Origin of the sequence: Chromobacterium sp., assembly GCF_041912965.1 — a bacterium.
GTDB lineage: Bacteria > Pseudomonadota > Gammaproteobacteria > Burkholderiales > Chromobacteriaceae > Chromobacterium > Chromobacterium aquaticum.
Genome location: NZ_JAYSGF010000014.1, coordinates 1 through 25,579, shown reverse-complemented (window position 1 = coordinate 25,579; position 25,579 = coordinate 1). Strand labels below are relative to the sequence as shown.

Annotated in this window: 26 protein-coding genes; 11 read left to right on the top strand and 15 right to left on the bottom strand. The window is 62.0% G+C overall.

Going from position 1 to position 25,579, the window contains the following annotated elements:
• Positions 1–7: 7 nt before the first annotated feature.
• From ACE3QM_RS09690 to gluQRS, 3 genes are all read right to left on the bottom strand, one after another.
• A complete protein-coding gene (locus ACE3QM_RS09690) occupies positions 8–769 on the bottom strand; it encodes a M15 family metallopeptidase (protein WP_374421545.1) in 762 nt (253 codons plus the stop codon).
• A gap of 142 nt (positions 770–911) precedes the next feature.
• Positions 912–2,252 (bottom strand): amino acid permease, encoded by a 1,341-nt coding sequence (locus ACE3QM_RS09685; RefSeq protein WP_231462735.1) that lies wholly within the window; start codon positions 2,250–2,252, stop codon positions 912–914.
• Positions 2,253–2,650: 398 nt separating this feature from the next.
• Entirely contained in the window at positions 2,651–3,541 is an 891-nt protein-coding gene (gene gluQRS, locus ACE3QM_RS09680) for a tRNA glutamyl-Q(34) synthetase GluQRS (protein ID WP_374421544.1), read from the bottom strand.
• A gap of 135 nt (positions 3,542–3,676) precedes the next feature.
• Between gluQRS and fdxA the strand changes: the two genes are divergently transcribed.
• Positions 3,677–4,000 carry a ferredoxin FdxA gene (gene fdxA, locus ACE3QM_RS09675; RefSeq protein ID WP_048410536.1) on the top strand — a complete coding sequence of 108 codons (324 nt, stop codon included), beginning with the start codon at positions 3,677–3,679 and terminating at the stop codon, positions 3,998–4,000.
• A gap of 130 nt (positions 4,001–4,130) precedes the next feature.
• Here the strand turns inward: fdxA and cheD are convergent, their stop codons facing one another.
• The 10 genes from cheD to ACE3QM_RS09625 form a co-directional block, all read right to left on the bottom strand.
• Positions 4,131–4,739: a chemoreceptor glutamine deamidase CheD gene (gene cheD / locus ACE3QM_RS09670; protein WP_048410535.1), complete on the bottom strand. Its 609-nt coding sequence runs from the start codon at positions 4,737–4,739 to the stop codon at positions 4,131–4,133.
• Entirely contained in the window at positions 4,736–5,812 is a 1,077-nt protein-coding gene (locus ACE3QM_RS09665; protein WP_374421543.1) for a chemotaxis response regulator protein-glutamate methylesterase, read from the bottom strand. The genes cheD and ACE3QM_RS09665 overlap by 4 nt, the downstream gene beginning before the upstream one ends.
• Positions 5,813–5,850: 38 nt before the next feature.
• The gene (locus tag ACE3QM_RS09660; RefSeq protein ID WP_231462730.1) at positions 5,851–6,678 is read right to left on the bottom strand and encodes a protein-glutamate O-methyltransferase CheR; all 828 of its coding nucleotides are present in this window, start codon (positions 6,676–6,678) and stop codon (positions 5,851–5,853) included.
• A gap of 40 nt (positions 6,679–6,718) precedes the next feature.
• The gene (locus tag ACE3QM_RS09655) at positions 6,719–9,067 is read right to left on the bottom strand and encodes a methyl-accepting chemotaxis protein (RefSeq protein WP_374421542.1); all 2,349 of its coding nucleotides are present in this window, start codon (positions 9,065–9,067) and stop codon (positions 6,719–6,721) included.
• 4 nt (positions 9,068–9,071) lie between these two features.
• The gene (locus ACE3QM_RS09650) at positions 9,072–9,599 is read right to left on the bottom strand and encodes a chemotaxis protein CheW (RefSeq protein WP_374421541.1); all 528 of its coding nucleotides are present in this window, start codon (positions 9,597–9,599) and stop codon (positions 9,072–9,074) included.
• Positions 9,600–9,622: 23 nt separating this feature from the next.
• Positions 9,623–11,632 (bottom strand): chemotaxis protein CheW, encoded by a 2,010-nt coding sequence (locus ACE3QM_RS09645; RefSeq protein ID WP_374421540.1) that lies wholly within the window; start codon positions 11,630–11,632, stop codon positions 9,623–9,625.
• Positions 11,633–11,679: 47 nt separating this feature from the next.
• Positions 11,680–12,045, bottom strand: coding sequence for a response regulator (locus tag ACE3QM_RS09640; protein ID WP_048410530.1), 366 nt, complete (start codon positions 12,043–12,045; stop codon positions 11,680–11,682).
• Positions 12,046–12,261: 216 nt separating this feature from the next.
• A complete protein-coding gene (locus tag ACE3QM_RS09635) occupies positions 12,262–13,344 on the bottom strand; it encodes a PP2C family protein-serine/threonine phosphatase (protein WP_374421539.1) in 1,083 nt (360 codons plus the stop codon).
• Positions 13,345–13,366: 22 nt separating this feature from the next.
• Positions 13,367–13,672, bottom strand: coding sequence for an STAS domain-containing protein (locus ACE3QM_RS09630; protein ID WP_048410528.1), 306 nt, complete (start codon positions 13,670–13,672; stop codon positions 13,367–13,369).
• Between the two features lie 38 nt (positions 13,673–13,710).
• On the bottom strand, positions 13,711–14,868 hold the full coding sequence (locus ACE3QM_RS09625) for a PAS domain-containing sensor histidine kinase (protein ID WP_231462725.1): 1,158 nt from the start codon (positions 14,866–14,868) through the stop codon (positions 13,711–13,713).
• A gap of 179 nt (positions 14,869–15,047) precedes the next feature.
• On the opposite strand from ACE3QM_RS09625, the gene ACE3QM_RS09620 reads away from it, so the two are divergent.
• The 9 genes from ACE3QM_RS09620 (at position 15,048) to ACE3QM_RS09580 (ending at position 23,469) form a co-directional block, all read left to right on the top strand.
• A complete protein-coding gene (locus tag ACE3QM_RS09620; RefSeq protein WP_019103159.1) occupies positions 15,048–16,001 on the top strand; it encodes a chemotaxis protein in 954 nt (317 codons plus the stop codon).
• Positions 16,002–16,041: 40 nt separating this feature from the next.
• Positions 16,042–16,983 carry a chemotaxis protein gene (locus tag ACE3QM_RS09615; RefSeq protein WP_048410526.1) on the top strand — a complete coding sequence of 314 codons (942 nt, stop codon included), beginning with the start codon at positions 16,042–16,044 and terminating at the stop codon, positions 16,981–16,983.
• Between the two features lie 51 nt (positions 16,984–17,034).
• Positions 17,035–17,430, top strand: a complete 396-nt coding sequence (gene cheY, locus ACE3QM_RS09610; RefSeq protein WP_048410525.1) for a chemotaxis response regulator CheY — start codon at positions 17,035–17,037, stop codon at positions 17,428–17,430.
• Between the two features lie 45 nt (positions 17,431–17,475).
• Positions 17,476–18,234 (top strand): protein phosphatase CheZ, encoded by a 759-nt coding sequence (cheZ, locus tag ACE3QM_RS09605; protein ID WP_048410524.1) that lies wholly within the window; start codon positions 17,476–17,478, stop codon positions 18,232–18,234.
• 51 nt (positions 18,235–18,285) lie between these two features.
• Positions 18,286–20,199 (top strand): chemotaxis protein CheA, encoded by a 1,914-nt coding sequence (locus ACE3QM_RS09600; RefSeq protein WP_374421538.1) that lies wholly within the window; start codon positions 18,286–18,288, stop codon positions 20,197–20,199.
• 19 nt (positions 20,200–20,218) lie between these two features.
• Positions 20,219–21,442 carry an EAL and HDOD domain-containing protein gene (locus ACE3QM_RS09595; protein ID WP_231463846.1) on the top strand — a complete coding sequence of 408 codons (1,224 nt, stop codon included), beginning with the start codon at positions 20,219–20,221 and terminating at the stop codon, positions 21,440–21,442.
• A gap of 49 nt (positions 21,443–21,491) precedes the next feature.
• Positions 21,492–22,166: a tRNA (adenosine(37)-N6)-threonylcarbamoyltransferase complex dimerization subunit type 1 TsaB gene (tsaB, locus tag ACE3QM_RS09590; protein ID WP_374421537.1), complete on the top strand. Its 675-nt coding sequence runs from the start codon at positions 21,492–21,494 to the stop codon at positions 22,164–22,166.
• A gap of 14 nt (positions 22,167–22,180) precedes the next feature.
• Positions 22,181–22,606, top strand: a complete 426-nt coding sequence (gene rimI / locus ACE3QM_RS09585) for a ribosomal protein S18-alanine N-acetyltransferase (RefSeq protein WP_374421536.1) — start codon at positions 22,181–22,183, stop codon at positions 22,604–22,606.
• A 272-nt stretch (positions 22,607–22,878) separates the two neighbouring features.
• Positions 22,879–23,469: a uracil-DNA glycosylase family protein gene (locus ACE3QM_RS09580; protein WP_374421534.1), complete on the top strand. Its 591-nt coding sequence runs from the start codon at positions 22,879–22,881 to the stop codon at positions 23,467–23,469.
• A 291-nt stretch (positions 23,470–23,760) separates the two neighbouring features.
• Here the strand turns inward: ACE3QM_RS09580 and rpmG are convergent, their stop codons facing one another.
• Entirely contained in the window at positions 23,761–23,916 is a 156-nt protein-coding gene (gene rpmG, locus ACE3QM_RS09575) for a 50S ribosomal protein L33 (RefSeq protein ID WP_017506994.1), read from the bottom strand.
• Between the two features lie 36 nt (positions 23,917–23,952).
• Complete coding sequence (gene rpmB, locus ACE3QM_RS09570) at positions 23,953–24,186, bottom strand: 50S ribosomal protein L28 (RefSeq protein WP_011137003.1); 234 nt, start codon at positions 24,184–24,186, stop codon at positions 23,953–23,955.
• A gap of 291 nt (positions 24,187–24,477) precedes the next feature.
• On the opposite strand from rpmB, the gene ACE3QM_RS09565 reads away from it, so the two are divergent.
• Positions 24,478–25,579: CTP synthase (locus tag ACE3QM_RS09565; protein WP_374421532.1), on the top strand; the 1,102-nt coding region annotated here is incomplete at its 3' end.

The window sequence follows — 25,579 nt, the reverse complement described above, 5'->3', positions numbered from 1 at the left end:
GCGTCAATCAAGCGTGCTTGAGCAGCGCCGCCGCTTCCGCTTCCATCGACGGATAGATCCAGTCCCTGCCCACCGCCTGCGCCCACAAGCAGTCGCCCAGATCGTAGTGCCACCATTCCTCGCGGTAATTGCTGAAGCCGGCCTGCTTCAACAAATTGAACAACACGCGGCGGTTGTGGCGCACTCTCAGCCAGCGCTCAGACGAGAAACCATGTACCGGATCCGGCTCCGCCTCGAAGAAATCGCTGCGCGACGCCGGCTCCGCCGCGTCGAAACCGGTGCCGAAATCGCACATCTCACCCGTGTCCAGCCGGCAGATGGCCAGATCAATCGCGCCTCCAGAGTTATGCGGCAGCACCGCGAAGCGGGCGGTGTCATCGGGGTGGGCGGCGAACATGCGCGCCTGACGCTCCACCGCCGCCGCGTCCCAGTCCGGATGCGCGGCGCCCACATCGGCCAGCACCATCTGGAACAGATCGGCCTGGGTTTCGCGGCTGCGATAAGCATCGAACAGCTGCAGTCCGTAGCCCGGCGCCAAGCGTGCCGCGGCCTCGCGCAAGCGGCGCGCGACGAACTCCCGCGCCAGCATCGGCTCGGCGCAACCCTTGCGGCCGGCGCGGTGATAACTGTTTTCCGGCAGCAGCCCATCTGCGCGCAACAGCGCGCAAGGCACGCTTTGCTCACGCATCCGCGCCAGTGTCGCGGCATCCGGCGCGGCATAGTTGAAGTCGATGGCGGTGAGCAGATCGGCGGCGGCGCTAATCTTCATGGTATGGATTCCTCCCGGAGCAAAGCGTCTTAGTAAGCCATTTGCGGTCGGCATAGGCAAGCATCCGGCCTCATGACGAAAAACCGACGGACATGAAAAACGCGGCGCCAGGCCGCGTGGTTCAAATCAACGCCCCATGCGCTCAAGACGGATCGGCGTAGCGCTCCTTCACCTGCCAAACATAGACCGGCAGGCCCAGCAGCAGCAGAATCATGCCCCACATCACGATGTCGGCGCCGGAACCATACAAGGCCCATACCGAGTAGGCGAAACCGACGCCGGCGAAGCACAGCGGCGCCAGGAAGTCCTTGCGCTGGAATTGCTGCGGTCGCATCAGCATGATGGCGAGCAAGGCCATCGAACAGAAGGCGTAAGGCAGCAAGGTGGTGGCGGTGGCCAGCAGGATGATGAATTCGAAAATCTTGACGCCACCGTCGCCGCCCGCGTACTTCATCGCCATCAGCACCGTCACCAGCCCGCTGGACAGCAGCAGGCCGAAGATGGGCACGCCCTCGCGATTCATCTTCGCGAAACGGCGCGGGAACAGTCCGTCGTGCGCGGCGGCGGCCGGCACATGGGCCTGCATCAGGCTCCAGCCATTGAGCGCGCCGAAGCAGGACACGATGGCGCCGAAGCCGACCAGGTAATAACCCCAATCGCCCCACATCAACCGCGCGGCGTCGGCGAACGGCGCTTGCGAGGCGGCCAGCAGCGCCGGCGGCATCAGGCCCATCAGCGATACCGTGGACAGGATGTACAACACGGTGGCGATCAGGGTGCCCAGCACCGTCGCGCGCGGGATGTTCTTCTCCGGCTCGATCACGTCACCGGCCGGCACCGACGCCGACTCCAGCCCCAGGAAGGCCCACAAGGTCAGCGCCATGGTGGCGGACACCGAGCTGAGCAAAGGCTTGCCGTGCGGATTGAACACGATGTTATCGGCTTGCAGATGGAAAAAGCCGATAAAGGTCACCGCCGCCAAAGGCAATAGCTTCAACAGCGTGGTCACCACCGCCACCAGGCCGGAACTGCGCGCGCCGCGACTGTTGATCCAGGTGACGATCCAGATCAGGCTGATGGCGAAGGCGCCGGCCAGCAGATTGTCATGCCCCAAGGCCGGGATGAACACCTGCATATAGCTGGTAGCGGCCACCGCCAGCGCGGCATTGCCGGCCCATAGCGCTATCCAGTAGCCCCAGGCGATCCAGAAGCCGGCGAAGCCGCCGAAGGCTTCGTGTATATAAGCGTAAGGTCCGCCCTCCTTTGGCAGGATGGCCGCCAGCCGCGCGAACACCAAGGCCAGGCAGATCGCGCCGGCGGCGGTGAGCAACCAGCCTATCATCGACACGCCGCCGAACGGCGCCAAGGAGGCAGGCAATAAAAACACGCCGGAACCTATCATATTGCCCACGACCAGGGCGGTGCACATCCACACGCCCAACGCCCGCTTCTTGGTGTTGCTGTCTACATTGTCATTGCTCAAGGCTTGGTCTCCATCGGGCCTGCCGATTGCGGACGCCGCTCATCGCGGCCGCTCCGCGCTGTCATGGTGCATGGCATGCGCGCGCTGACTGAAATAGGCCTGACCGGCTCTGTTCCAGTACGGATTAAGTCCGTAGAAAAAGCGCCCATGATAGTGGCGCGGCGCGGCGAGCCGGGCATGCTTTCTACGGAGCGCTTGACCGGGGTCAACAGAAACGGCGGTTGGCACCAGCGCGCATGCGCGAAAAAAGGCGGCATTAGAACACAAATTCAACATAAAAACAGGTCGCATTTGTGTTTTTTTTTCGCGGCACGGCGCGGATGGACTGCCTCCGCCAAGCCTGAGGCGGCAGGACTCACGCAAATGCCAATATAGGAGAAAAACTCAAGCCCGCGGTATCAGGCGTCGATGGTGATCGGCCCCGCCGGCACGCGGTCCAGCGACCAACTGGCGCGCGCCCATGCCCACAACTCGGCCAGGCTGCCACAGTCCGGCGGCGGCGCGTGGCCCAGGCGGCTCAAGGCTAGCCGCAGTTCCGCGGCGGCGGCGGCGGCGGAAATCGCCGGCGCCAGCGTCTGCTTGGACAGTTTTTCCCCGGCGGCATTGACCAGCACCGGCAGATGGCAATAAGCGGGGGTGGGCACGCCCAGCGCTTGTTGCACCGCGATCTGGCGCGGCGTGGACACCAGCAGGTCGGCGCCGCGCACCACGTCGGAAACACCTTGCTCGGCGTCATCCACCACCACCGCCAGCTGATACGCCCACAAGCCATCGGCGCGCAGCAACACGAAATCGCCGATGTCACGCGCCAGGTTCTGGCTGTATACGCCCTGCAGACGGTCTTGCAGCGAGGTCTCCCCGTCGGCCAAGCGCAAGCGCCAGGCGCGCCCCCCTTGCTCCGGGGAGCGCTGCCGACACAAACCGGGATAGACGTAGCCGTCCAGGCCACGTCGCGCCAGCGCGGCGATGTCCTTGCGCGTGCAATTGCACGGATAAGCGTGGCCGGAGGCGATCAGCCGCTCCAGCGCATGCCGGTACAGCGCGTGGCGACCGCTCTGGTACGCCACCTCGCCATCCCATTCGAAGCCGAAAGCGTCCAGAGTCCGCAGGATATGATCCGCGGCGCCGGCCATTTCCCGCGGCGGGTCCAGGTCCTCCATCCGCAGCAGCCATTCGCCGCCGCGCGCGCGCGCCTCCAGATAGCTGCCTACGGCGGTACACAGGGAACCGGCATGCAACAGGCCGGTGGGACTGGGGGCGAAACGCCCGCGATAAGTGGCAAAGGTCATGACGGCGATGTGAATTTGCGGCGGACAGGGCTTGCGCAGGGAATTTCTGGCTAATAATGTTGACTGATACGCTCACCAATCATCACCCGGCCGCCAGAGCTTGCGGCGGCCCGTTTCGACGACAAGGAGCCGGACATGGCCTACGTTGTAACCGATGCCTGCATCAAATGCAAATACACTGACTGCGTCGATGTCTGCCCGGTGGACTGCTTTCACGAAGGCCCCAATTTCCTGGCGATAGACCCGGAAGAATGCATAGATTGCACGCTATGCGTGGCGGAATGCCCGGTGAACGCGATTTACGCCGAGGACGACGTGCCGCCGGGCCAGGAAGGTTTCATCGCGCTGAACGCCGAACTATCCCGGATCTGGCCCACCATCACCGAGAAGAAGGACCCGCTGCCGGAGCATGAGGACTGGGCCGAGCTTGAGGGCAAGCTGCAACACCTGGAGCGCTGAGCATCCGCTCGCGCTCCGCTGCGCGTCGTGAGGCGGACACGGTGAGCACAGCTTCGAAATGCTCATGTGCCGCCTTCCTCAGCGGCTCTCGCTCTTGCTCACGAGATCGTGAACGGTTCGGAGCAGCGATTCAGATGAACAGCTCGATATCCCCCGACTTGCCCGCCACCTCCGGCTGCATCACCTGCTGCCGGTAGCGGTTTTCCTCGCTGATCAGGCTGCGGCTGCGCTTGAGCTTCTTGACCAGCACCTTGCCGCTGTCGGTGAAGAAGTACACTTTGCGCGCGCAGTCGCCCAGCAGGTCCTCGGCCAGGATGGGGATGTTTTCCGCGTCCAGGTAGCCGTGAATGAAGCGGCGGTTGCGCTCGCCCACATTCATCACCGACATGCCGTCCAGCACATTGCCGCCGCCGAAGACCTTAGCCTCCATCCGGTGGCGCATCGCGCCCAGTTTCTGCATTTCGGTGATCATCAGCTCCATCGCGTGCACGCCGAAACGCGCGGCGGACGCGCCCTCGCCGACATCGATGCTGCCGTCCGGCAGCAGGAAATGGTTCATCCCGGCCACATTGGCCACCCGGTCTAGCATGCACACCGCCACGCAGGAGCCCAGCAAGGTGACCAGCAATTGCTGCTGGCCGGTCACGTAGAAACCGCCGGGGAACACCTTCACCGCCTGGCTTTGAAAATGTTTGTCGAAATAGGAATGGCTGCCGAAATGCACCGCGCCCTTGTTCATGACATCGCCTTTTCCGCCTTGCCATACAGGCAGGCCATGATTTTGGAGGCCAGCGCGTCCAGCGGCCACTCCTGTTGCACGCCGCCGGCCTTCATCGCCTCGCGCGGCATGCCGTACACCACGCAGCTGGCCTCGTTCTGACCAAAGGTGACCGCGCCGGCGTCGCGCATCTTGCGCATGCCATCCGCGCCGTCCCGCCCCATGCCGGTCAGAATCACGCCGATGGCGCGCTTGCCCAGACAGGCGGCCGCGGAATCGAATAGCGGATCCACCGACGGACGATGCCGGTTCACCTTTTCGTCCTGCGTCAATGCGATACGGAAGTTGCCCAGCACGCCCTGTACCCGCATATGCCAGTTGCCGGGCGCGATATAGGCGACACCGGGCTTGATCGGCTCCCCGTCCTCGGCCTCCTTCACCCGCATCGGGCAATAGCTGTTCAAGCGCGCGGCGAAGCCGGCGGTGAAATACTCCGGCATATGCTGCACCACCAGGATGGGCGGGCAATCGGCGGGCAGCCCGCTGAGCAAGGCGCGGATCGCCTCGGTGCCGCCGGTGGAGGCGCCGATAAACAGCATCGCCTGCTGCGCGCCGGCGCCCAGAGGCGGCACCGGAGGCGGCGGCGGATCGGCGGGACGGTGAAAGCGATGCGGCGCGCGCACCCTGGCCGCCGCCGCGGCCCGGATCTTGTCGCGGATTTCATCGGCGTAATCGCCCATCCGGCGCGCGATATCGTGCGCCGGCTTGGACAGGAAGTCGATGGCGCCCAGTTCCAGCGCGGTCAAGGTCGCTTCCGAGCCCTGCTGCGTCAAGGAGGAAATCATCAACACCGGCGTGGGCCGCAGCCGCATCAGCCGGCGCAGGAACTCCAGCCCGTCCATCCTCGGCATTTCCACGTCCAGCGTGATCACGTCCGGGTCCAGCGCGCGGATGCGCTCACGGGCGATCAGCGGGTCGGACGCGGTGGCCACCACTTCCAGATCCGGCGCCTCGTTGATGATGGAGGTCAGCAGATTGCGGATCAGAGCGGAGTCGTCCACCACCACTACCCGAATTTTCTTTTCAAGCGCCATCCACGCTCCCGGATCGATAAATAGGCCGCACGCGCCGGCTAGGCCAGCCGGTAGCTGGTTTTGCCGCAGGGCAGGAACGCGTCGCTCAGGTGCAGGATGTTCTCCGAATGCCCCAGCAACAACAATCCGTCCGGGGCCAGGTGCCGCGCCATATGATTGAGTATGGCCGCCTGCGTCGGCTTATCAAAATAGATCAGCACATTGCGGCAGAAGATGACATCGAACTCGCCCAGCTCCGGCCAGGACGGCGCCACCAGATTCATCTGGAAAAACGTCACCGCGTCTCTCAGCCGCTTCTTCACCCTCACCTTGCCCTCGTTGGCGCCCACCCCCTTGTCGAAGAAGCGGTGCAACTGCGCGTCCGGCAATTTGCTGGTGCGTTCGCTGCCATAAACTCCACGCATCGCCTGCTGCAGCACATGGGTATCGATATCCGACGCCAGCAGTTCGAAAGGAAAGGGCCGCATGCGCTCGGCCAGTTCCGCCAGCGTCATCGCGATGGAATACGGCTCCTCGCCGGTGGAGGAGGCCGCGCTCCACACCCGGTACGAGCGTCCGCGCCGCGCCCAAGCTTCGGCATGCGCGCGCAACATGCCGAAATGATGCGGCTCGCGAAAAAAAAACGTCAGATTGGTGGTCAGCGCATTGACGAAGTTCTGCCACTCGTCCGCCACCTCGTCGCGCTCCAGCCGGTCCAGATATTCGGCAAAGCTCTTCAGGCCCAGCGAGCGCACCCGCTTGGCCAGCCGCGCATAGGCCATATGGGTCTTGCTGTCGTTCAGCGCGATGCCCACCCGCTGATACACCATGCCGCGGATGCGGAGGAAGTCATCGGGAGTGAATTTGATATCCAATTCCAGCCCCATCAAGCCTGTATTCCCCGGCCCGCCGCCCGGCTAGCCGGGGTCAAAACTCCTCCCACTCGCCATCGCTCAGATCCACCTGCGGCCGCAGGCGCTCCGGTACCTGTATCTTGCCGGCCGGCTTGGCCGGCGCGGGCTTGAAGCCAGGCAGCGGCGCAATCGGCTCCGCCAATGGTGCGATACGCGCCGGCACGGCGCGCGGCCTCAGCGCGGAATCGCTGAGCTTGAACACTTGTACCGCGTCGTCCAGATAGCGCGCCTGCTCTTCCAGCGACTCCGCCGCCGCCGCGGCCTGCTCCACCAGCGCGGCGTTCTTCTGAGTATTCTCGTCCATCTGCGTCACCGCCAGGTTCACCTGCTCGATGCCCGAGCTCTGCTCTATCGATGCGGCGGATATATCGCTCATGATGTCGGCGACGCGGCGGATGGAGATCACGATCTCGTCCATGGTGCTGCCGGCCTCGTCCACCAGCTTGGAGCCGGATTCGACCTTGGACACCGAGTTGCCGATCAGGCCCTTGATCTCCTTGGCGGCGGCGGCGGAGCGCTGCGCCAGATTGCGCACCTCGCTGGCCACCACGGCGAAGCCGCGGCCCTGCTCGCCGGCGCGCGCGGCTTCCACCGCGGCGTTGAGCGCCAGGATATTGGTCTGGAACGCAATGCCGTCTATCACGCTGATGATGTCGACGATCTTGCGCGCGCTGTCATTGATCTCGTTCATGGTGGCCACCACGTCGCCAACCACCTTGCCGCCGCGCGTGGCGATGTCGGACGCGCCTATCGCCAGGCTATTGGCTTTCTTGGCGTTTTCGGCGTTCTGGCGCACCGTGCTGGTGATTTCCTCCATGCTGGAAGCGGTTTCCTCCAGGCTGGCCGCCTGTTGCTCGGTGCGACTGGACAGATTGGCGTTGCCGGACGCGATTTCGCGCGCGGCGGTGTTGATCGCGTCGGTGGATTCCTTGATATTGGCGACGATTTCCTTCAGGCGCTCCACCGTGGTGTTGGTGTCGTTCTGCAATTGGCGGAACAGGCCCTGATAGTCGCCCTTGATCGCATGGGTCAGATCGCCCTTGGCCAGCGCCGCCAGCACGGTGGCGATATCGCCCAGCCCCTGGCTGGTCACCGTCAGCAACTGATTCACGCTCTCGCCCAACTGCCGGAAGAAACCATCCTTGCCTTCCAGATTGATGCGCTGCTCGAAATCCCCGGCGGCGGCGGCGGCGATGATGCCGGCCACCTCCTTCTCGATTTCAATCTCCCCGGTACGGTCCTTCCATTCCACCACCGTGCCCAGCCGCGAACCATCGGTGCCGAACACCGGATTGGCGACCAGCCCGAAAATACGCGTGCCTATGCTGATCTGCGCGCGATAGGTCGAGCGCAGATTGGCCAGCAAGTCGCGCTGATGCGCGGGATTGCTATGGAACACATCCATATTGGTGCCCAGCAGCGTGCGCGCGTCGAAATTCGGCAGCGCCTTGCGCATATCGGCCTCGGCGCGACGCAACATTTCCATGACGCTGTGATTGGTGTAGATGATGTTGCGTTCGTTGTCGGAGATCATCACATTGGTGGAAGCGTTGTCCAGCGCATTGCGTACCCGGATGTTCTCTATCGCCTTCTCCGCCAGCAGGCTCATCGACGCGAACAGGCTGTGCTTGTCGCCCGGCTTGACCTTGATTTCGGAACGCACCTGGCCTTCGGTCAGCTCGCGCATCACCTTGACCAGCTCCGCCGGCTCGCCGCCCAGTTGGCGCATCAGCGAACGGATGATGAAGACGCCGAAGCCTACGCCTATCGCCAGAGCCAGCAGGGTGAACACGAACATCAGCCTGTAGGCCTGCTGCGAATTGTCGCTGGCGTCCTGGCCGGCCTTGCGCATCAGGCCCTCTTCAAATGCGATGTAGCGGTCTATCGAATCCATGTATTTGAGCTGGGTGTCGCGCAGCGTGACGAACAAGTAATCGCGCGCCTGCACTTCGCGCCCCTGCGCCTGCATGCGCCGAAACACCGCCAGTTCGGAGCGGAAGTTGGCTTCGTCGGCGCGCATGCCTTCGAACAGCGGGCGCCCGGCGCTGCTGACATTGGGCTCCAGTTGCGCCATCCGCTGCGTGAGCTTGGCCAGGTTATTGTCGATCTCCTGGTTGAACTCCTTGATCAGCTGCGGATCCTTGCTCAGCAGCAGATTGCGCACATCGCGCGACGTCAGGTTGACATTGGCGGCGAGCTTGTGCGCGACGCTGACCTGCGGGATATGCACGCTGGAAATGCCGACCAAGTCCCCTGCCACCCCCTGCAATTGCCGGACCGCCAGCGTCATCGCCACCGCCAGCAACAGGATCAGCAGGCCGAACCCCAACGCCAGCCTATGCATCACTTTCATATTGTTCATTCTTCTACCCCTCAAACACGTCTGCGACGCCGGGCCCCGCCCGGTCCGCGGCATCGGTCAGCGCCATTTCCTCGCTGCCCATCAGGCGCTCGATATCGACCACGATGATCATGCGGTCGTCCAAGGTTCCCAGTCCTTCGATATAGGCGGTGTCCACCGCCGCGCCAAACTCCGGCGCGGCGCGTAACGCCTCCCGCTCCAACTGGATCACGTCGGACACCCCGTCCACCACCGCGCCGATGACACGGCCGAACACATTCAGCACGATGACCACGGTGAATTCGTTGTACACCGGCTCGCCCAGGCCGAACTTCAACCTCAGGTCCACAATGGGCACGATATGGCCGCGCAGATTGACCACGCCCTTGATGAATTCCGGCGCGTTGGCGATGCGAGTCACCGCATCGTAGCCACGGATTTCCTGCACCTTCAGAATATCGATGCCGTACTCTTCCGCGCCCAGCGTAAACACCAGCAACTCATTGCCCGAGCGCCGCTGCGCCAGCCCCGGGTCTTCCCGTTCCGCCCCCATCTGTCCTCTTCCCTTGTCTATTCTCATGCATCCAGCGCCTGCGCCGCACGCTGGTTGTGCCGCGCGATCGCGGCGATGTCCAGGATCAGCGCCACTTGGCCATCGCCAAGAATGGTGGCGCCGGAAATGCCATCCACCTTGCGGTAATTGGTTTCCAGGTTTTTCACCACGAATTGCTGTTGGCCGATCAAATCGTCCACCAACAGCGCCAAGCGGCCATGGCCGGCCTCCACGATCACCAGGATCGCCTCGCTCGGCATTTCTCTCGCTTCCGGGATGGCGAAGAACCGGCCCAGCGACACAATGGGCAGATATTCGCCACGAATGCACACCACCTGGCCGCGCGCGGCCACGCTCTTGATATCGTGCGGCGCGGGCTGCAAGGATTCCAGCACCGCGCCCAGCGGCATCACATAAGTTTCCGCGCCGATGCGCACCGACATGCCGTCCATGATCGCCAGCGTCAGCGGCAGGTGAATGCCTATGGTGGTGCCCACATCGGCCATGGAATCGACCTCAACACGGCCGCCCATGCTCTGAATATTGCGCTTGACCACGTCCATGCCCACGCCGCGGCCGGACACATCGGTCACCTCGTCGGCGGTGGAAAAGCCGGCTTCGAATATCAGCGCCCATACTTCGGCGTCGCTAAGCGAGTCCGGCGCCGCCAGCCCGCGCTGCCGCGCCGTGGACAGAATCCGCTCCCGGCTCAGGCCGGCGCCATCATCGCTGACTTCGATGACGATATTGCTGCCCTGATGGAAGGCGCGCAGCGTCAAACGCCCCACCGGATCCTTGCCCCTGGCCTGCCGCGCCTCCGGCGCCTCTATGCCATGGTCCAGACTATTGCGCACCAAATGGGTCAACGGGTCTGACAGCTTTTCGATGAAACCCTTGTCCAGCTCAGTGTTCTCTCCGCTCATCTGCAACTCAACCCGCTTGCCCAGCCGGCCGGCCAGATCGCGCACCACGCGCGGAAACCGGTTGAATACAAAGGCGATCGGCGTCATCCGGATCGACATCACCGCCTCCTGCAACTCACGCGCATTACGCTGCAGAGCGCCGATGCCGCTGAGCAGGCGCTCGTGAGCCACCGGGTCCAGCCTGGTGCCGGACTGCTCCAACATGGACTGAGTGATCACCAACTCGCCCACCAGGTTGAGCAGCAGATCCACCTTGTCGATATTGACTCGAATCGAGCTCTCGCCGCCCAGCCCGGCTCGCGCCGCCGGCTTGGCCGCGTCGATACCCGTCGCCGGACCACTGCTTCCCCCATCTCCAGGCGGCGGCTCGAAGAGCCCGAAGCCGTCCCCCTCCAGCCAGACCCCGTTGTCGGGTTCCGGACTGGCCTCGAGAAACAGGCCGAAACTGCCCTCCTCCTCCACGCCGTGGTCCACATTGATGTGGAAACTGTCCTGCGGCACCGCGAAGGCCAGCGACTCCGCCACCTCCGCCGCATCCAGCGGCGAGGTGAATACCGCCACCCAAGGCAGGTTTTCCACCATTTCGCCACGCTGCACCACGCTTAAATCGCCATGCTCGGCCAGCGATTCCAACACCGCATCGATATCGACATCGGCCAATGGGTCCAGCTCCAAGTACAGCGTCCAATGGCGCGTCTCCTCCGGCGGCTTTCTTTCCGCCCTGGCCGCCGTCGGCTCGGCGGCCAGCGTCTCCAGCCGCGCCTTGATCGTGGCGGCCAGCGCCGCGTCGGAGACGCCCTTGCCCTTGTGCGCGGCCAGCATGCCGAGCAACGCGTCCTTGGCGCGCAGAATCACGTCCACCATGTCCGCGCTCAAATCGCGGGTGCCGCGCCTGACCTCGTCCAGCAGGCCTTCGAGCACATGAGTCAGGTCCGCCATGTCGGCAAAACCAAAAGTGGCGGCGCCGCCCTTGATTGAATGCGCGGCGCGAAACACCGCGTGCAAATCCTCCTGCTGCGGACAGGACGGATCCATGCCTAGCAACAGGCTTTCCATGCTGGCCAGATGTTCATCCGCCTCATCAAAAAACACTTGATGAAACTGCGACATGTCGATTGCCACAAGCTTGCTCCTCGCCGTGCCCAAGATCAGCCGATTCAGCCGATCACGCGCTTGACCACGTCCAGCAGCTTCTGCGGATCAAATGGCTTGACCAGCCAACCGGTGGCGCCCGCCGCGCGCCCCAATGCCTTCATCTGATCGCTGGACTCCGTGGTCAGCATCAGTATCGGCGTCGTGGCATAGGACGGCAGCTTGCGCAAAGAGCGGATCAAGGTCAGCCCATCCATGCCCGGCATGTTCTGATCGGTCAGGACCAGATTGAACTGCCCGCCCTGGGCCTTGCTCAGGCCGGCATTGCCATCGCCGGCCTCAACCACCTCATAGCCGGCGCTCTTCAAGGTAAACGACACCATCTGGCGAATCGAAGCGGAATCGTCAACCGTCAATATTTTTTTATGCATAACATCCCCGTTCCAGGAAGCCGTTCGCCGCCCGAGCGCCATGCGCGCCGGACGGAAGCGCCCCCAACACCTTGCACATGCTCAGCCGCCGTCGCCTTTAGGCCACTGCGCAATGGGCGGCGCGCCCAAAATGCTGAAGCTCGCACAGATACTCATCGTTGATCAACTAAAAGCGGGACACGCTGCCGCGCTCCATTCAGTATGCCGTCACTCCCCCTAACGATCCGGCAACGGCCGGGCCGGCGCAGCGGAAAACCGCTCCAGCGCGGTCGGCACCGCGAAGGCCAACGACGACATATCGTCATTGTAAGGACTGGCGAAGCCTAGCGGAATCGAAGGCAGGGGGCCATAGCCGAACGAGCCGGCGGCGGCGATACCGGACAAGCTCAGCAAGCGCGACAGCAGATAGGGCAGGTCCGACTCCTCCATGCCGTCGCTGTGCGCCAGGAAGTGCTGTCCCTCCGCCCACGGCAGCGTCAGCGGCACCCGCGGCTCGATATCGCCGCTCAGGCCCAAGGGGCTGCACATCGACGGAAAGCGCCGCTCCAGGCGTGAAGACAGAAACAGCAGAATATCGGGCATGCCGGCATTGAGCAGACGCACCTGCCGGCCCGGCCAGTCGATTTCCAGCAGCGCTGCACCGACATAGCGCCCATCGGCCACATGGCGGAACATATAGGCATTCAGCTCCGCCAGCGTCTCCGGCGACAAGGCTTGAGACAGCAGGCAGCGCGACGCGCCCAGCACCAGCAGCGCCGCGTCCAAAACCGAGCCCTGGCCGTGGCCGGAGGCATCGGCCAGAATCAGCAAAGTCCGGTCCGGCAAATCCGCGCGCAACACCACGTCGCCGCCGCTGGCTTCCACCGGCTTGACCGACACTTCCAGCGGAAACAGATGCGGCGTCGAGTCCGCCGAACGATACAAGGACATCGCGCCGTTGATGATGTCGAACGCCGCCTTCCCGAACAGGCAGGGGCACAAGGACTGCTGCTGCCAACACCAGGCCAGCAGCCGCTGGCGCAGCAGTTCCATGTCGAAACCGCCACGCAGGAAATGAATATTGGGAGAGGACAGCCAGGGCGCGGCGCGCCCCGACAGAAAAACCCACAGAGGCTTGCCGCTCTCCCATTGCTCGCATAGCGCGAGCGGAGCGTCGCTCAAATCCGTCAGCCAAAGATCCTGCCTGCCGCCCACCGCGAAGTCGGCGCCACCGCAAAACCGCCAGTCCAGCGCCGACAACCAGGGGTCGCTGCGAACCCGTGCCTCGGCATCAGCGGACAACCAGGCCCGGATGCGCACAGACGCTCCAATGCAAAAGTGATTACTTGATGGTGAACATCTTGTTGAAGCAAGCGATTTCGAATACCTGCATTACCGCCTCGCGACAGTTGATCAGGACCATGGTCTTCTTCTGTCCCGCCGCGCGCTCTTTCAGCAGCAGCAGCATGCCCAGGGCGGAGCTGTCCAGGAACGGCACTTGATCAAAGTCGATCTCGATTTCCTGCACCTCCGGGTTGTCCAGCAACTCTTGGCTGGCCTGGCGGAATTCCCGGTGCAGATTGAAATCGAACTGCCCGATCAGCATCATTTTTCCAACTCTGCCCTCAACTTTGACAATGGGTCTCATGCGGCGTCCTCGGCTTTCTTGTGTAAACGGCACATCCATCACGATTGCATCATCGGAAGACTGAGCTCAAAGCACGCCCCGCCTTCCCCCCTATTGAAACAGCGGACTTGGCCGCCCAGTTCATCCACCACTTTCTTGACAATGGCCAGCCCCAGACCGGTGCCGCCCGGCCGCGTGGTGAAAAAGGGCTCGAACATCTTGTCCAGCTGTTCCGGGTCCAGCCCCGGCCCGGCATCCTCCACCCGAAACAGCAAGGCCGCGTCCTGGCTTTCCACCGACAAGCGCAACACATCGCCGGCCGCGGAAAAATGCCAAGCGTTTTCCAGCAAATTCACCAGCGCGCCTTGCAGCGCTTTACGGTCCACCAAAACCTTTATGGCAGATGACACTGCCACATTGCAATCAAAAAGCACACCTTTTTCATGACATTGTGGTTGCATGACAGCGCGCAGATCATCCAGCAATCCGTCCAGGTCCAGGGGCTCCAGCGTCGTCACTTGGCCACGGACATAACCCAGCATGTTCTGGATCAAGCTCTCCAGCGCCCGCATCCTGGCCAGGCTCTTGTCGACAAAGCGAGCACGGTCCTCCGCCCGGGGGATATCCTGCTTCAGATTGGCCGTGTACAACATCGCGGTGGCCAGCGGCGTGCGCAGTTGGTGGGCGAGCGCCGCCGCCATGCTGCCCATGGACGCCAGCTTCTGTTGGCGGGCCAATTCCCCGGTCAATTGATGCAAACGCGATACATCGTGAATAAGCACAATCTGCCCGCCAAAAGAGGGCAACTCCTGACATTGCATCGTCAACACCAAACCCGGCTCGCCATGCAAATGGCAATAGGTGCCATCCAGTTCGGAACGCTCCAGCCCCGACAACGCATCCTGCCATAAAGCGCCTACGGAACAACCGTTTAGCATTCGACTGGCCGCGGGATTGATCGCGTTGACCACGCCTTCGGCCGATACTTGCACCACGCCAGCCGGCAGTGTCTCCAGCAATAAACCCAGGCGCTCGGCCAGCATCGCGTTCTCGTCGCGCTGTTTGCGCAGCTGATTGTTGGCTTCGTCCAGCTGCGCGTTGAGAACGGCCACCTGGCTCTCAAGTTGTCTATATGCATCAATGAGTTGGCTTGAGACGGCATTGAATTGCTCGAATGCGGCCTCCAATTGCTGCTGATCTTTCAGGCTTGAAACCATATGCCGAATCGCTTGCGAGTTATTTGTAAAAACCACTTAAACAGTATGATAATGAATGGGTATCGCTGAGCCAACTTGTTATCTGGCATGCAGCTCAGCAAAAAAAACCGGGCAAAACCGATATCTGGCGTATAAAGGGTAGTAGTACGCCACTTCAAAAGAATGCAGCGGAGGTTTCTGTGTCAGAGCTTCTCAAAAAAATCGACGCCAGGACGAAGCTGGCCGGCACCAACAAGCTGGAAATCCTGCTGTTCTCGTTGGGCCAGGATCAGCGCACAGGGCGCAAGGAAATCTTCGGCATCAACGTGTTCAAGGTGCGCGAGGTCATGCGCACCCCGGAAATCACTTCCGCACCTGAAATGCCGTCCTCGGTGGAAGGCATGGTCAGCCTGCGCGGCGCGCTGGTGCCGGTGATCGACCTGGCCAAATACACGGGCGTGGTCACCAGCAACAAGCCGGAAATCATGATCGTCACCGAATACAACGCCCACACCCAGGGTTTCCTGGTGGAGGCGGTGGACACCATTCTCCGGCTGGACTGGTCGGCGATGCGCGTGCCTCCTGAAATGATCACCAACCGCATGGCCGGCCTGGTCACCGCGGTGACCGAGCTGGACAACGGCACGCTGGTGATGATGATGGACGTGGAGAAGGTGCTGGCGGAAACCACCATCATCGACGACGGCCACACCTTCCTCGGCATCGAGCCGGTGAAGGAGCCGCGCCGGATTTTCTTCGCCGACGACTCCGCGGTGGCGCGCAAGCAGATCGAGCGCACGCTGGAGGCGATGAACATCCAGTACACCTCCGCCATCAACGGCATGCGCGGCTGGGAGGAATTGCAGAAGATGGCCAACCAGGCCGACCTGGCCGGCAAGAAACTGTCGGACTCGCTGCACCTGGTGCTCACCGACGTGGAAATGCCGGAAATGGACGGCTACATGCTGACCAAGATGATCAAGAGCGATCCGCGCTTCAACGGCATTCCGGTATTGATGCACTCATCCCTTTCCGGTTCTTCGAATCAGAAACTGGGCGAATCGGTCGGCGTGGACTCCTACGTCGCCAAGTTCGAGCCGCAGAAACTGTCCATGAAGCTGCGCCAGATGCTGAATCTGGAACCCAAAGACTAAGATCGTAAGTAAGCAAAAGCATTAAGGGAGAGGGACAGATATGGCAGCCACAGACGCCTCCTTGCTTGCAACCGTTGACGCCAGGACCAAGCTGGCAGGTTCCAACAAAATGGAGATTCTGCTGTTTTCGCTCGGCACGCGGGAAACCTTCGGCATCAACGTGTTCAAGGTGCGCGAGGTATCGCAAACCCCCGCCATCACCAAAACACCGAACATGCCGTTTGGCGTGGAAGGCGTGCTGTCGCTGCGCGGCAATATCATCCCGGTCATCTCGCTGGGCAAATTCATCGGCGCCGATCAGAACCGCAGTTACGACACCATGATCGTCACCGAATTCAACAAGAGCACCCAGGCCTTCCTGGTTGACTCGGTTGACCGCATCATCCGCGTGGACTGGGACAAGGTGCGCGCGCCGGAAAACATGATGATGGCCTCCGCCGGCACCAATCAGAACCTGATCACCGCGATCACGGAACTGGAAAACGGCAAGCTGGTATCCATCCTGGACGTGGAGCAGATCCTGGCCAGCGTGGTCGGTGAACCGCGCCTGCCCGACGTGCCCACCGCCCAGCTGGAAAATGACCAATACCTCTTCTTCGTCGACGACTCGGTCGTCGCCCGCAAGGAAATCACCGGCGTGCTGGAGAAGATGGGCATCAAATTCCAGCAAGCCACCAACGGCCGCGAAGCCTGGGACAGGCTGCAAACCTTGGCCAGCCGCAATTTCGGCGAGGACGAATGCCTGCACGACCACCTGAAGATCATTCTGGTGGACGCCGAAATGCCGGAAATGGACGGCTACGTGCTGACCAAGCTGATCAAATCCGATCAGCGCTTCCGCGGCATTCCGGTCGTGATGCACTCGTCGCTGTCGTCCAACGCCAACCGGGCGATGGGTTCCAGCGTCGGGGTGGATGCCTATGTCGCCAAGTTCGACCCAGGCGTGTTGGCCGAAACTTTGATTCCATTCCTGCAGAGGTAGTCGCTACAATATGCGGCTCGATGGAATTCAGATAAATCAGGACACACCTCAATGGCAGACAAGAATATTCGCTTCCTAGTCGTAGACGACTTCTCCACCATGCGGAGAATCGTGCGCAATCTTTTGAAAGAACTGGGGTTCACCAACGTCGACGAAGCCGAAGACGGCATGGTTGCGCTGCACAAGCTGAAGACCCAGCACTTCGACTTCATCGTCTCCGACTGGAATATGCCCAATATGACCGGCATCGAGCTGCTCAAGGCGGTTCGCGCCGACGCCCAGCTCAAGCACCTGCCCTTCATGATGATCACCGCGGAAGCCAAGCGCGAAAACATCATCGAAGCGGCCATGGCCGGAGCCAGCGGTTATATCGTGAAGCCTTTCACTGCCGCCACCATGGAAGAAAAAATGAACAAGATCTTCCAAAACCTGAATAAACCAGCCTGAGTGCCGAAAAAAAACGGTCTGCGTCAGTATTGAGGAGGATTTATCGTGTCCAATCACATCCTGGAAAGCGGGGACAACCCGGAGCTTGAAGCGCTGTTCGACAGCATCGCGACACAGCAAAGCGAGGCCGAGCCGCCGCCCGCCGCTGCGCCCGAAGCCGTCGCCGCCGCTCAAGCAACCGGCGCTGCCGGCGGTCCTACCTCGATGTACGAACAAATTGGTCAGTTAACCCGCAAAATGCATGATGCGCTACGCGATTTAGGCTACGACAAATCCCTGGAAAAAATGGCCGATGCGATTCCGGACGCCAAGGACAGGCTGACCTATATCGCCACCCTGACGGAAAATTCGGCCGAACGCGTGCTCAACGCCACCGATCTGGCCAAGCCCTATCAGGACCAGTTGGAAAGCAAGGCGCTGGAACTGTCCTCGCGCTGGGAACGGCTGTACGCCAATCTGCTGACCGTGGAAGAGTTCCAACAACTTGCGGCCGACACGCGCGGCTACTTAAATGAAGTGCCGGCCCAGACCCAGGCGACCAGCACCCAGTTGCTGGAAATCGTCATGGCTCAGGACTTCCAGGATCTGACCGGCCAGGTCATCAAGAAGATGATGGGCATGGTCAAGCTGTTGGAAAGCGAGCTGGTCAACTTCCTGATCGAGTTTTCGCCCGAGGCGAAAAAAGAAGAACTGGGCATGGGCAGCAATCTGTTGAACGGTCCGGTCATCAATCCGGAAGGCCGCACCGACGTGGTCAACAGCCAGCAACAGGTCGACGACCTGCTGGAAAGCCTGGGCTTCTAACGAACAACACGCAGAACTAGGCACGCGAGCAAGGCGTGGCGGGGGTGGAAAATGAGCGAATTTGCCGGCATGGAAGAGCTGCTGCAAGACTTCCTGATGGAGTCTACGGACCTTCTCTCCGATGTAGACAATAAACTGGTGGAACTGGAAAAGCGTCCGGAAGACAAAGCGCTGCTGAACGATATTTTCCGGGGCTTCCACACCATCAAGGGCGGCGCGGGCTTTCTCAACGTCGGCCCGATGGTCAATTTGTGCCACCGCACCGAAAACCTGTTCGACAAGCTGCGTAACGGCGAGTTGCACATCACCGCCGGCATCATGGACGTGATTTTGGACGCCACCGGCATCGTGCGCGACATGTTCGGCACCATGGGCCAGGGCCTGATGCCCAGCGACGCCGATCCGCGCGTGCTGGCGGCGCTGGACGCCGCGCTGGCCGGCGAAGCCTTGCCCGGCGACGCGCCGGCGGAAGCCGCCGCTCCGGTCGCCCCCGCACCTGCCGCACCGCCGCCGGCCCAGCCGACAGCAGCGCCCGCCGCCGGCCAAGGCCCGGACTGGAATCAGCTCTACCAGGCGGTAGCCCCCGGCGCCGCCGCGGGCGCTCCCGCCGCAGCGCCGCAAGCCGCTACACCCGCTCCCGCGCCGGCCCCAGCTGCTCCAGCCCCCGCGCCGGTTGCCGCTGCGCCCGCGCCAAAAGCGCCGCCCAAGCCGGCGCCGAGCAAACCGGCGACCAATGCGCCGAGCAGCAGCGGCCCGCAGGAAAACACCATCCGCATCGATACCGTGCGCCTGGACATGGTGCTGAACCTGTCCGGCGAAATCGGCCTGACCAAGAACCGGCTGACCACGCTGCGCACCGAGATCCTGCAAGGCAACCGCGACACCAACACCCTGCGCTCGCTGGACGAGGCGATCAGCCAATTGGACCTGCTAGTCGGCGATCTGCAGAACGCGGTGATGAAAACCCGCATGCAGCCGATTGGCCGCCTGTTCCAGAAATACCCGCGCTTGGCGCGCGACCTCGCGCGTCAGTTGGGCAAGGAAGTCGAACTGGTGCTGTCCGGCGAAGAAACCGAGCTGGACAAGACCATGATCGAGGATTTGAACGATCCGCTGGTCCACTTGGTGCGCAATGCCGTCGACCACGGCATCGAGCAGCCGGAAGAGCGCATCGCCGCCGGCAAGAAGCCGCAGGCGCTGGTGCAGCTGACCGCAGAACAGGTGGGCGATCATATCCTGATCGAGATCACCGACGACGGCAAAGGCATGAACGCCGACGCGCTGCGCCGCAAGGCGATCGAAAAAGGCCTGATCGACCAGGAGAGCGCCAACTCCCTGGATGAAAAACAGTGCCTGCAGCTGATCTTCCTGCCCGGCTTCTCCACCAAGGATCAGATTTCCAGCGTATCCGGCCGCGGCGTGGGCATGGACGTGGTGCGCACCAATATCCAGAAGCTGAACGGTCGCATCGACATCAACTCGGTGCCGGGCGAAGGCACCCGCATCAGCATCTCGCTGCCGCTGACGCTGGCCATCCTGCCGGTACTGGTTGTGCGCGCCTGCAACCAGCCGTTCGCCGTGCCGCTGGCGATGGTGCGCGAAATCATCACCATAGACCCGAACGCGATTCAGGAAGTCTCCGGCAAGCCCACCATCGTGGTGCGCGACGAAATCCTGCCGCTGAAGACCCTGGCCGGCCTGCTGGGTTGGGAACCGACGCAAAAGCCTTATTTCGGCGTGCTGATGCAGTCGGCGGAAAAATCCTTCATCCTGGCGATCGACTCCTTCGTCGGCCGCGACGACGTGGTGATCAAACCGCTGCAGAACATCCGCCCGAAAGGCGTGGCTGGCGCCACCTTGTCCGGCGATGGCTCCGTCGTGCTGGTACTGGACATGGAAGACCTACTCTCCTCCAGCGAAACCAGCAACAGCGTCACTCGTTCCGCGGACTTGATCGCCACCTGAACAGAGGCATACCGGGACAATGACCTCGACTAGCGCCTTTATAGGCAGGCAGGCCGTTCTCAACCGCAACCAGCAGCTCATAGGCTATGAGCTGCTTTTTCGTCCCAGCGGCGAGGCCTCCGGCGTCGGCAAGCATACCGAATTGCAAGCCGACACCCAGGTGCTGGTCAACACGCTCAACAATATGGGCACCAGTTGGCTGATCGGCAGCAAGCTGGCCTTCATCAATATCGGCGAAGCCATGCTTAGCAGCGAGTTCCTCGAACTGCTGCCGCCGCGCCGCGTCATTCTCGACATCTCGCCGCGCATCGTGCCCTCCAATGAGCTGCTGTCGCGCGCGCGCCATCTGCGCTCGCTGGGCTTCGGCATTTCGCTGGACGACTTCAGCTTCGAGTCGCCGGCCGCTGCCTTCCTGGAACTGGCCAACTACGTCAAGCTGGACATCCAGCACCACGACACCAACCGCTTCCAGATGCTGGCGTCGCGGCTGCGCAGCTACCCGGTGATACGCATCGCCGAGCGCGTGGAAACCCACGCTCAGTTTCATCTATGCAAGGAATTGGGCATGGACGGCTTCCAGGGCTTCTATTTCGCCCAGCCGGAAACCCTGTCCGCCAAGGTCATCCACCCCTCCTTCCGCAACACGCTGGAACTGCTCAATCTCTTGCGCATGGACGCCGACATCCGCGATGTCGAACAAGTGCTCAAGCGCGATCTGGCGCTGTCCTACAAGCTGCTGCGCTACGTCAACTCGGCCGCGGCAGGCCTGAATACCAGCATCAGTTCCTTCTCCCACGCCGTCACCGTGCTGGGCTACCAGAAGCTGTACCGCTGGCTGACCCTGCTGCTGGTCACCGCCTCGGACGAAGGCCATGCGCCGCCGGCGCTGCAAAAAACCGCCGTCACCCGCGGTCGCTTCATGGAACTGCTGGGCAAGGCCCACGGCGAACGCCACGACACCTGCGACAATCTGTTCATCATCGGCATGTTCAGCCTGCTGGACGTGCTGTTCGACATGCCGATGGACAATATCCTCGAACACCTGCAACTGCCGGACCCCATCACCGAGGCGCTGCTGCACGAAAAAGGCACGATGAGCAGCTTCCTCAAGCTGGTCAAGGCCTGCGAGCACGGGCAGCTCAGCGGCGTGCCCGAATTGTGCGCCCAGCTCAAGCTCAGCAGCGAGCAATTCAATCAAGCCCATGTCTCCGCGCTCGCCTGGGTGGAAGAACTCGGCTTATAATTCGCAGTCTTGCAGCCCGCAGCCTTAAAGCTTGAGACCGAATTCCCCGATGAAATTGCTTGCCATTGATTGTTCCACCTCGTATCTATCCCTGGCCGTAGACAACGGCGAGCGCACCTTCTCCTTTCACGAGAAAGTCGAGCAGAAACACGCCGAGCGCGCGCTGCCGGAACTGGCGCGCCTGCTGCAACAAGCCGAGATCAGCCTGGAGCAACTGGACGCCATCGCCTTCGGCCAAGGCCCGGGCTCCTTCACCGGTCTGCGCATCGCCTGCGGTCTAGCGCAAGGACTGGCCTTCTCCGCCGGCCTCCCGGTGATCTGCATTCCAACGCTGGACAATATCGCCCAGCAAGCCGGCGCCGGCACGGTGCTGGTCTGCCTGGACGCCAGGATGCAGCAGGTCTACAGCGCTTGTTATCGCGTCACGGACGCTGGAGCGCCCGAACGGCTGGGCCCGATCAGCGTCGCCGCGCCAGAAGCGCTGAGCTGGCCGCAGGATGTTTCGATCGTGGCCGGCGACGGCTTCGAACGCTATCCCGCGCTACTGGAAAATGCCGGCGCAACCGTCGTCCGCGCCGAATTGCTGCCCAATGCCCTCGCCTATTTCCCGCTGGCGCGTAGCGGTCGCTATCCGCTGCTGCCCGCGCGCGAGGCCGAATTGCTCTATGTGCGCAATAAAGTCGCGCTGACCTCGCAAGAACAGCAACTGGCTCGGCAGAAATGAGCGAAGGCTATCGCATGTTCATCCCAACCGACGCCATCCAGCTGGCAGAACTGGAAAGCCGCGCCCACGCCCATGGCTGGTCCGCGGCGCAATACCAGGACTCGCTGCGCTGCGGCCACCAATTCCACGGCTTGTTCGCCGCGGAACAGCTGCAGGGCTTCGCCGTCACCCAGAGCGTGCTGGACGAGGCGGAACTACTCAATATCGTGATCGACCCGCAATGGCAGGGCCAGGGGCTGGGCGGCCGACTGCTGCGAGAACTGAGCGCCAGCCTGGCCGCCGCCGGCGCGCGACGTCTGTTTCTCGAAGTACGAGCCGGCAATGCCGTCGCGCGACATCTGTATCAGCGCCAGGGTTTTGTCGAGAGTGGCTTGCGCAAGAACTACTATCCCTGCGCCCACGGCCGCGAGGACGCCATCCTGATGGAGACCGGATTATGAATCGCTCGGCGCAGATCCAACGCCTGATCGGCCTGGGCCCCGGCTGGGAAGGCCGCCCGGGCTGGTTCGAACAACACCCGGCCGCGCTGCAGCGCAGCCTGTGTCAAGCAGAGTCAGCGGAAACCACAAACGCCGAGCCGGCCCCAGCCGTCATCGCCCCCATCCTGGCAACTCCCGCTCCAGCAAGCACTCCGCCACAGCCCGCGCCCAGCCCTGCCGAAGCAGCAACGCCTGCGCCTACACCCGTCGCCGCTCCGGCTGCCGTGCCGGCCATGGTTGCGGACACCGCGGCACCCTTGCTGGAATGGGATGCCTTGGAGCGCGCCGTGCGCGACTGCCGCGACTGCCGGCTGTGCCAGACCCGCACCCAAACCGTGTTCGGCCGCGGCAACAAGCAGGCGCGCTGGCTGCTGATAGGCGAAGCGCCAGGCGAGCAAGAGGATAAACAAGGCCTACCCTTTGTCGGCCGCGCCGGGCAGCTGCTGGACAATATGCTGAGCGCTACTGGCCTGGACCGTGACCAGGACGTGTACATCGCCAATGTGCTCAAATGCCGCCCGCCGGGCAACCGCAACCCCAGCGGCGATGAAATCGCCTCCTGCCAGAACTACCTGATCCAGCAGATCCGCCACATCCAGCCCACGCTGATCCTCGCGCTGGGCCGTTTCGCCGCCCAAACCCTGCTTCAGACGGAAAAAAGCATAGGCCAGTTGCGCGGCAAGCTGCACAGCTATCAGGATATCCCGCTGATCGTCAGCTACCATCCCGCCTATCTGCTGCGCAACCAACCCGACAAGCACAAAGCCTGGCAGGATCTGGTGTTCGCCCGCAATACCTTCGCCCGCCTCCGGGATCAGTCTTGAGCATCGCTAGCGCAAGGACACAAGCACAGCCCAAGCTCAGCTTTAGACCCGCCAACAAAACCCCGATCCCGCGTCGCGCCTCCTTGTCGCACTACCTGTACTGCCTGCGTCGGCGCGCCTTGGCTCAGATTCTCTGCGAGGTTTTGTTAGCGGCTCTTAACCGCGCAAAAAAACCCCGCCAGGCATATACCTGACGGGGTTTTTTGATACCTGGCTAGAAACCGGCCCATAAAAAAACCCTTCTCCGTGCACCAGAGAAGGGCTCTTCTTTGCGTTCCCGCGGAAACCGGCTTATTTCAGCTTGGTTTCTTTGTACAGAACGTGCTTGCGAGCAACGGGATCAAATTTCTTGATCTCCATTTTTTCCGGCATCGTACGCTTGTTCTTCGTCGTGGTGTAGAAGTGGCCGGTGCCAGCAGTGGACTCTAGCTTGATTTTATCGCGCATGTTATTACCTCAGTAGCTTTCTCTGGTTGACCGCAATCAGATCTCGCCGCGAGCGCGCAGATCAGCCAGCACTACATCGATGCCAACTTTGTCGATGGTACGCAGTGCCGCGTTGGATACGCGCAGACGCACCCAGCGGTTTTCGCTCTCAACCCAGAACTTGCGATATTGCAGGTTGGGCAGGAAACGACGTTTAGTCTTATTGTTGGCGTGGGAAACATTGTTCCCGGTCATCGGACGCTTGCCGGTGACTTTGCAAACACGCGCCATGTTAAACACTCCCAAAACCGGTAAAAGCTGGCTTTATATCATAGACAAAGCCAGACACTCAAGCAGAAAACGCACCCGTCTACTGCTTAGGGTGCGATCGTGGATGAAACAGTCGGCGGCAATTGTACCGCATTTGCGACAGGGATGCGAGCATTTCTTGCGGCCGAGGATAAGGCCGTCCGCGCCGCTCCTGTCGCCGCCTAGGCGCGACATGCAACAACATGGTTCGAAGCGATTCAAATCGCAACGATTTCAGGGTAGAATCCCGGATTCCCATAGAGCCGTAATCTCATGACCAAGTACATCTTCGTAACCGGCGGTGTGGTGTCCTCCCTGGGTAAGGGCATTGCCGCTGCGTCCATCGCCGCCATCCTTGAATCTCGCGGGCTGAAAGTCACCATGCTGAAGCTCGACCCCTACATCAACGTCGACCCGGGCACCATGAGCCCGTTCCAGCACGGCGAGGTCTTCGTCACCGAAGACGGCGCGGAAACCGACCTCGACCTGGGTCACTACGAGCGCTTCATCCACGCGAAGATGAAGAAAAGCAACAACTTCACCACCGGTCAGGTTTACGAGTCGGTCATCACCAAGGAACGCCGCGGCGACTACCTCGGCGGCACCGTGCAAGTGATCCCGCACATCACCGACGAAATCAAGCTGAAGATGCACGAAGGCGCGGCCGATGCCGATGTCGCCATCGTTGAAATCGGCGGCACCGTCGGCGACATCGAATCGCTGCCCTTCCTGGAAGCCATCCGCCAGATGCGCTCCAACCTGGGCCGCAAGAACACCCTGTATGTGCACCTGTCCTACGTGCCCTACATCGCCACCGCCGGCGAGATCAAGACCAAGCCCACCCAGCACTCGGTGAAAGAGCTGCGCGAAATCGGCATTCAGCCGGACGTGCTGCTGTGCCGGATGGACCGCGAACTGCCGGAAGACGAAAAACGCAAGATCGCGCTGTTCTGCAATGTCGAGGAAAACGCGGTCATCGGCTGTTACGATTCGGACTCCATCTACAAAGTGCCGGCCATGCTCCACGGTCAAGGCATTGACGACATCATCGCCGAACAGCTGCAGCTGGATCTGCCCAAGGCGGATCTGTCGGTATGGGGCCGCATCATCGACGCGATCGAGCACCCGGACCACAGCATCAATATCGCGATGGTGGGCAAGTACGTCGACCTGACCGAATCCTACAAGTCGCTGACCGAGGCGCTGAAGCACGCAGGCATCCACACCCGCACCAACGTCAACATCATCTATGTCGACTCCGAGGAAATCGAGCGCGACGGCGCCGATTCGCTGAAGGACATGGACGCCATCCTGGTGCCGGGCGGCTTCGGCAAGCGCGGCGTGGAAGGCAAGATCAAGGCGGTCAAGTTCGCCC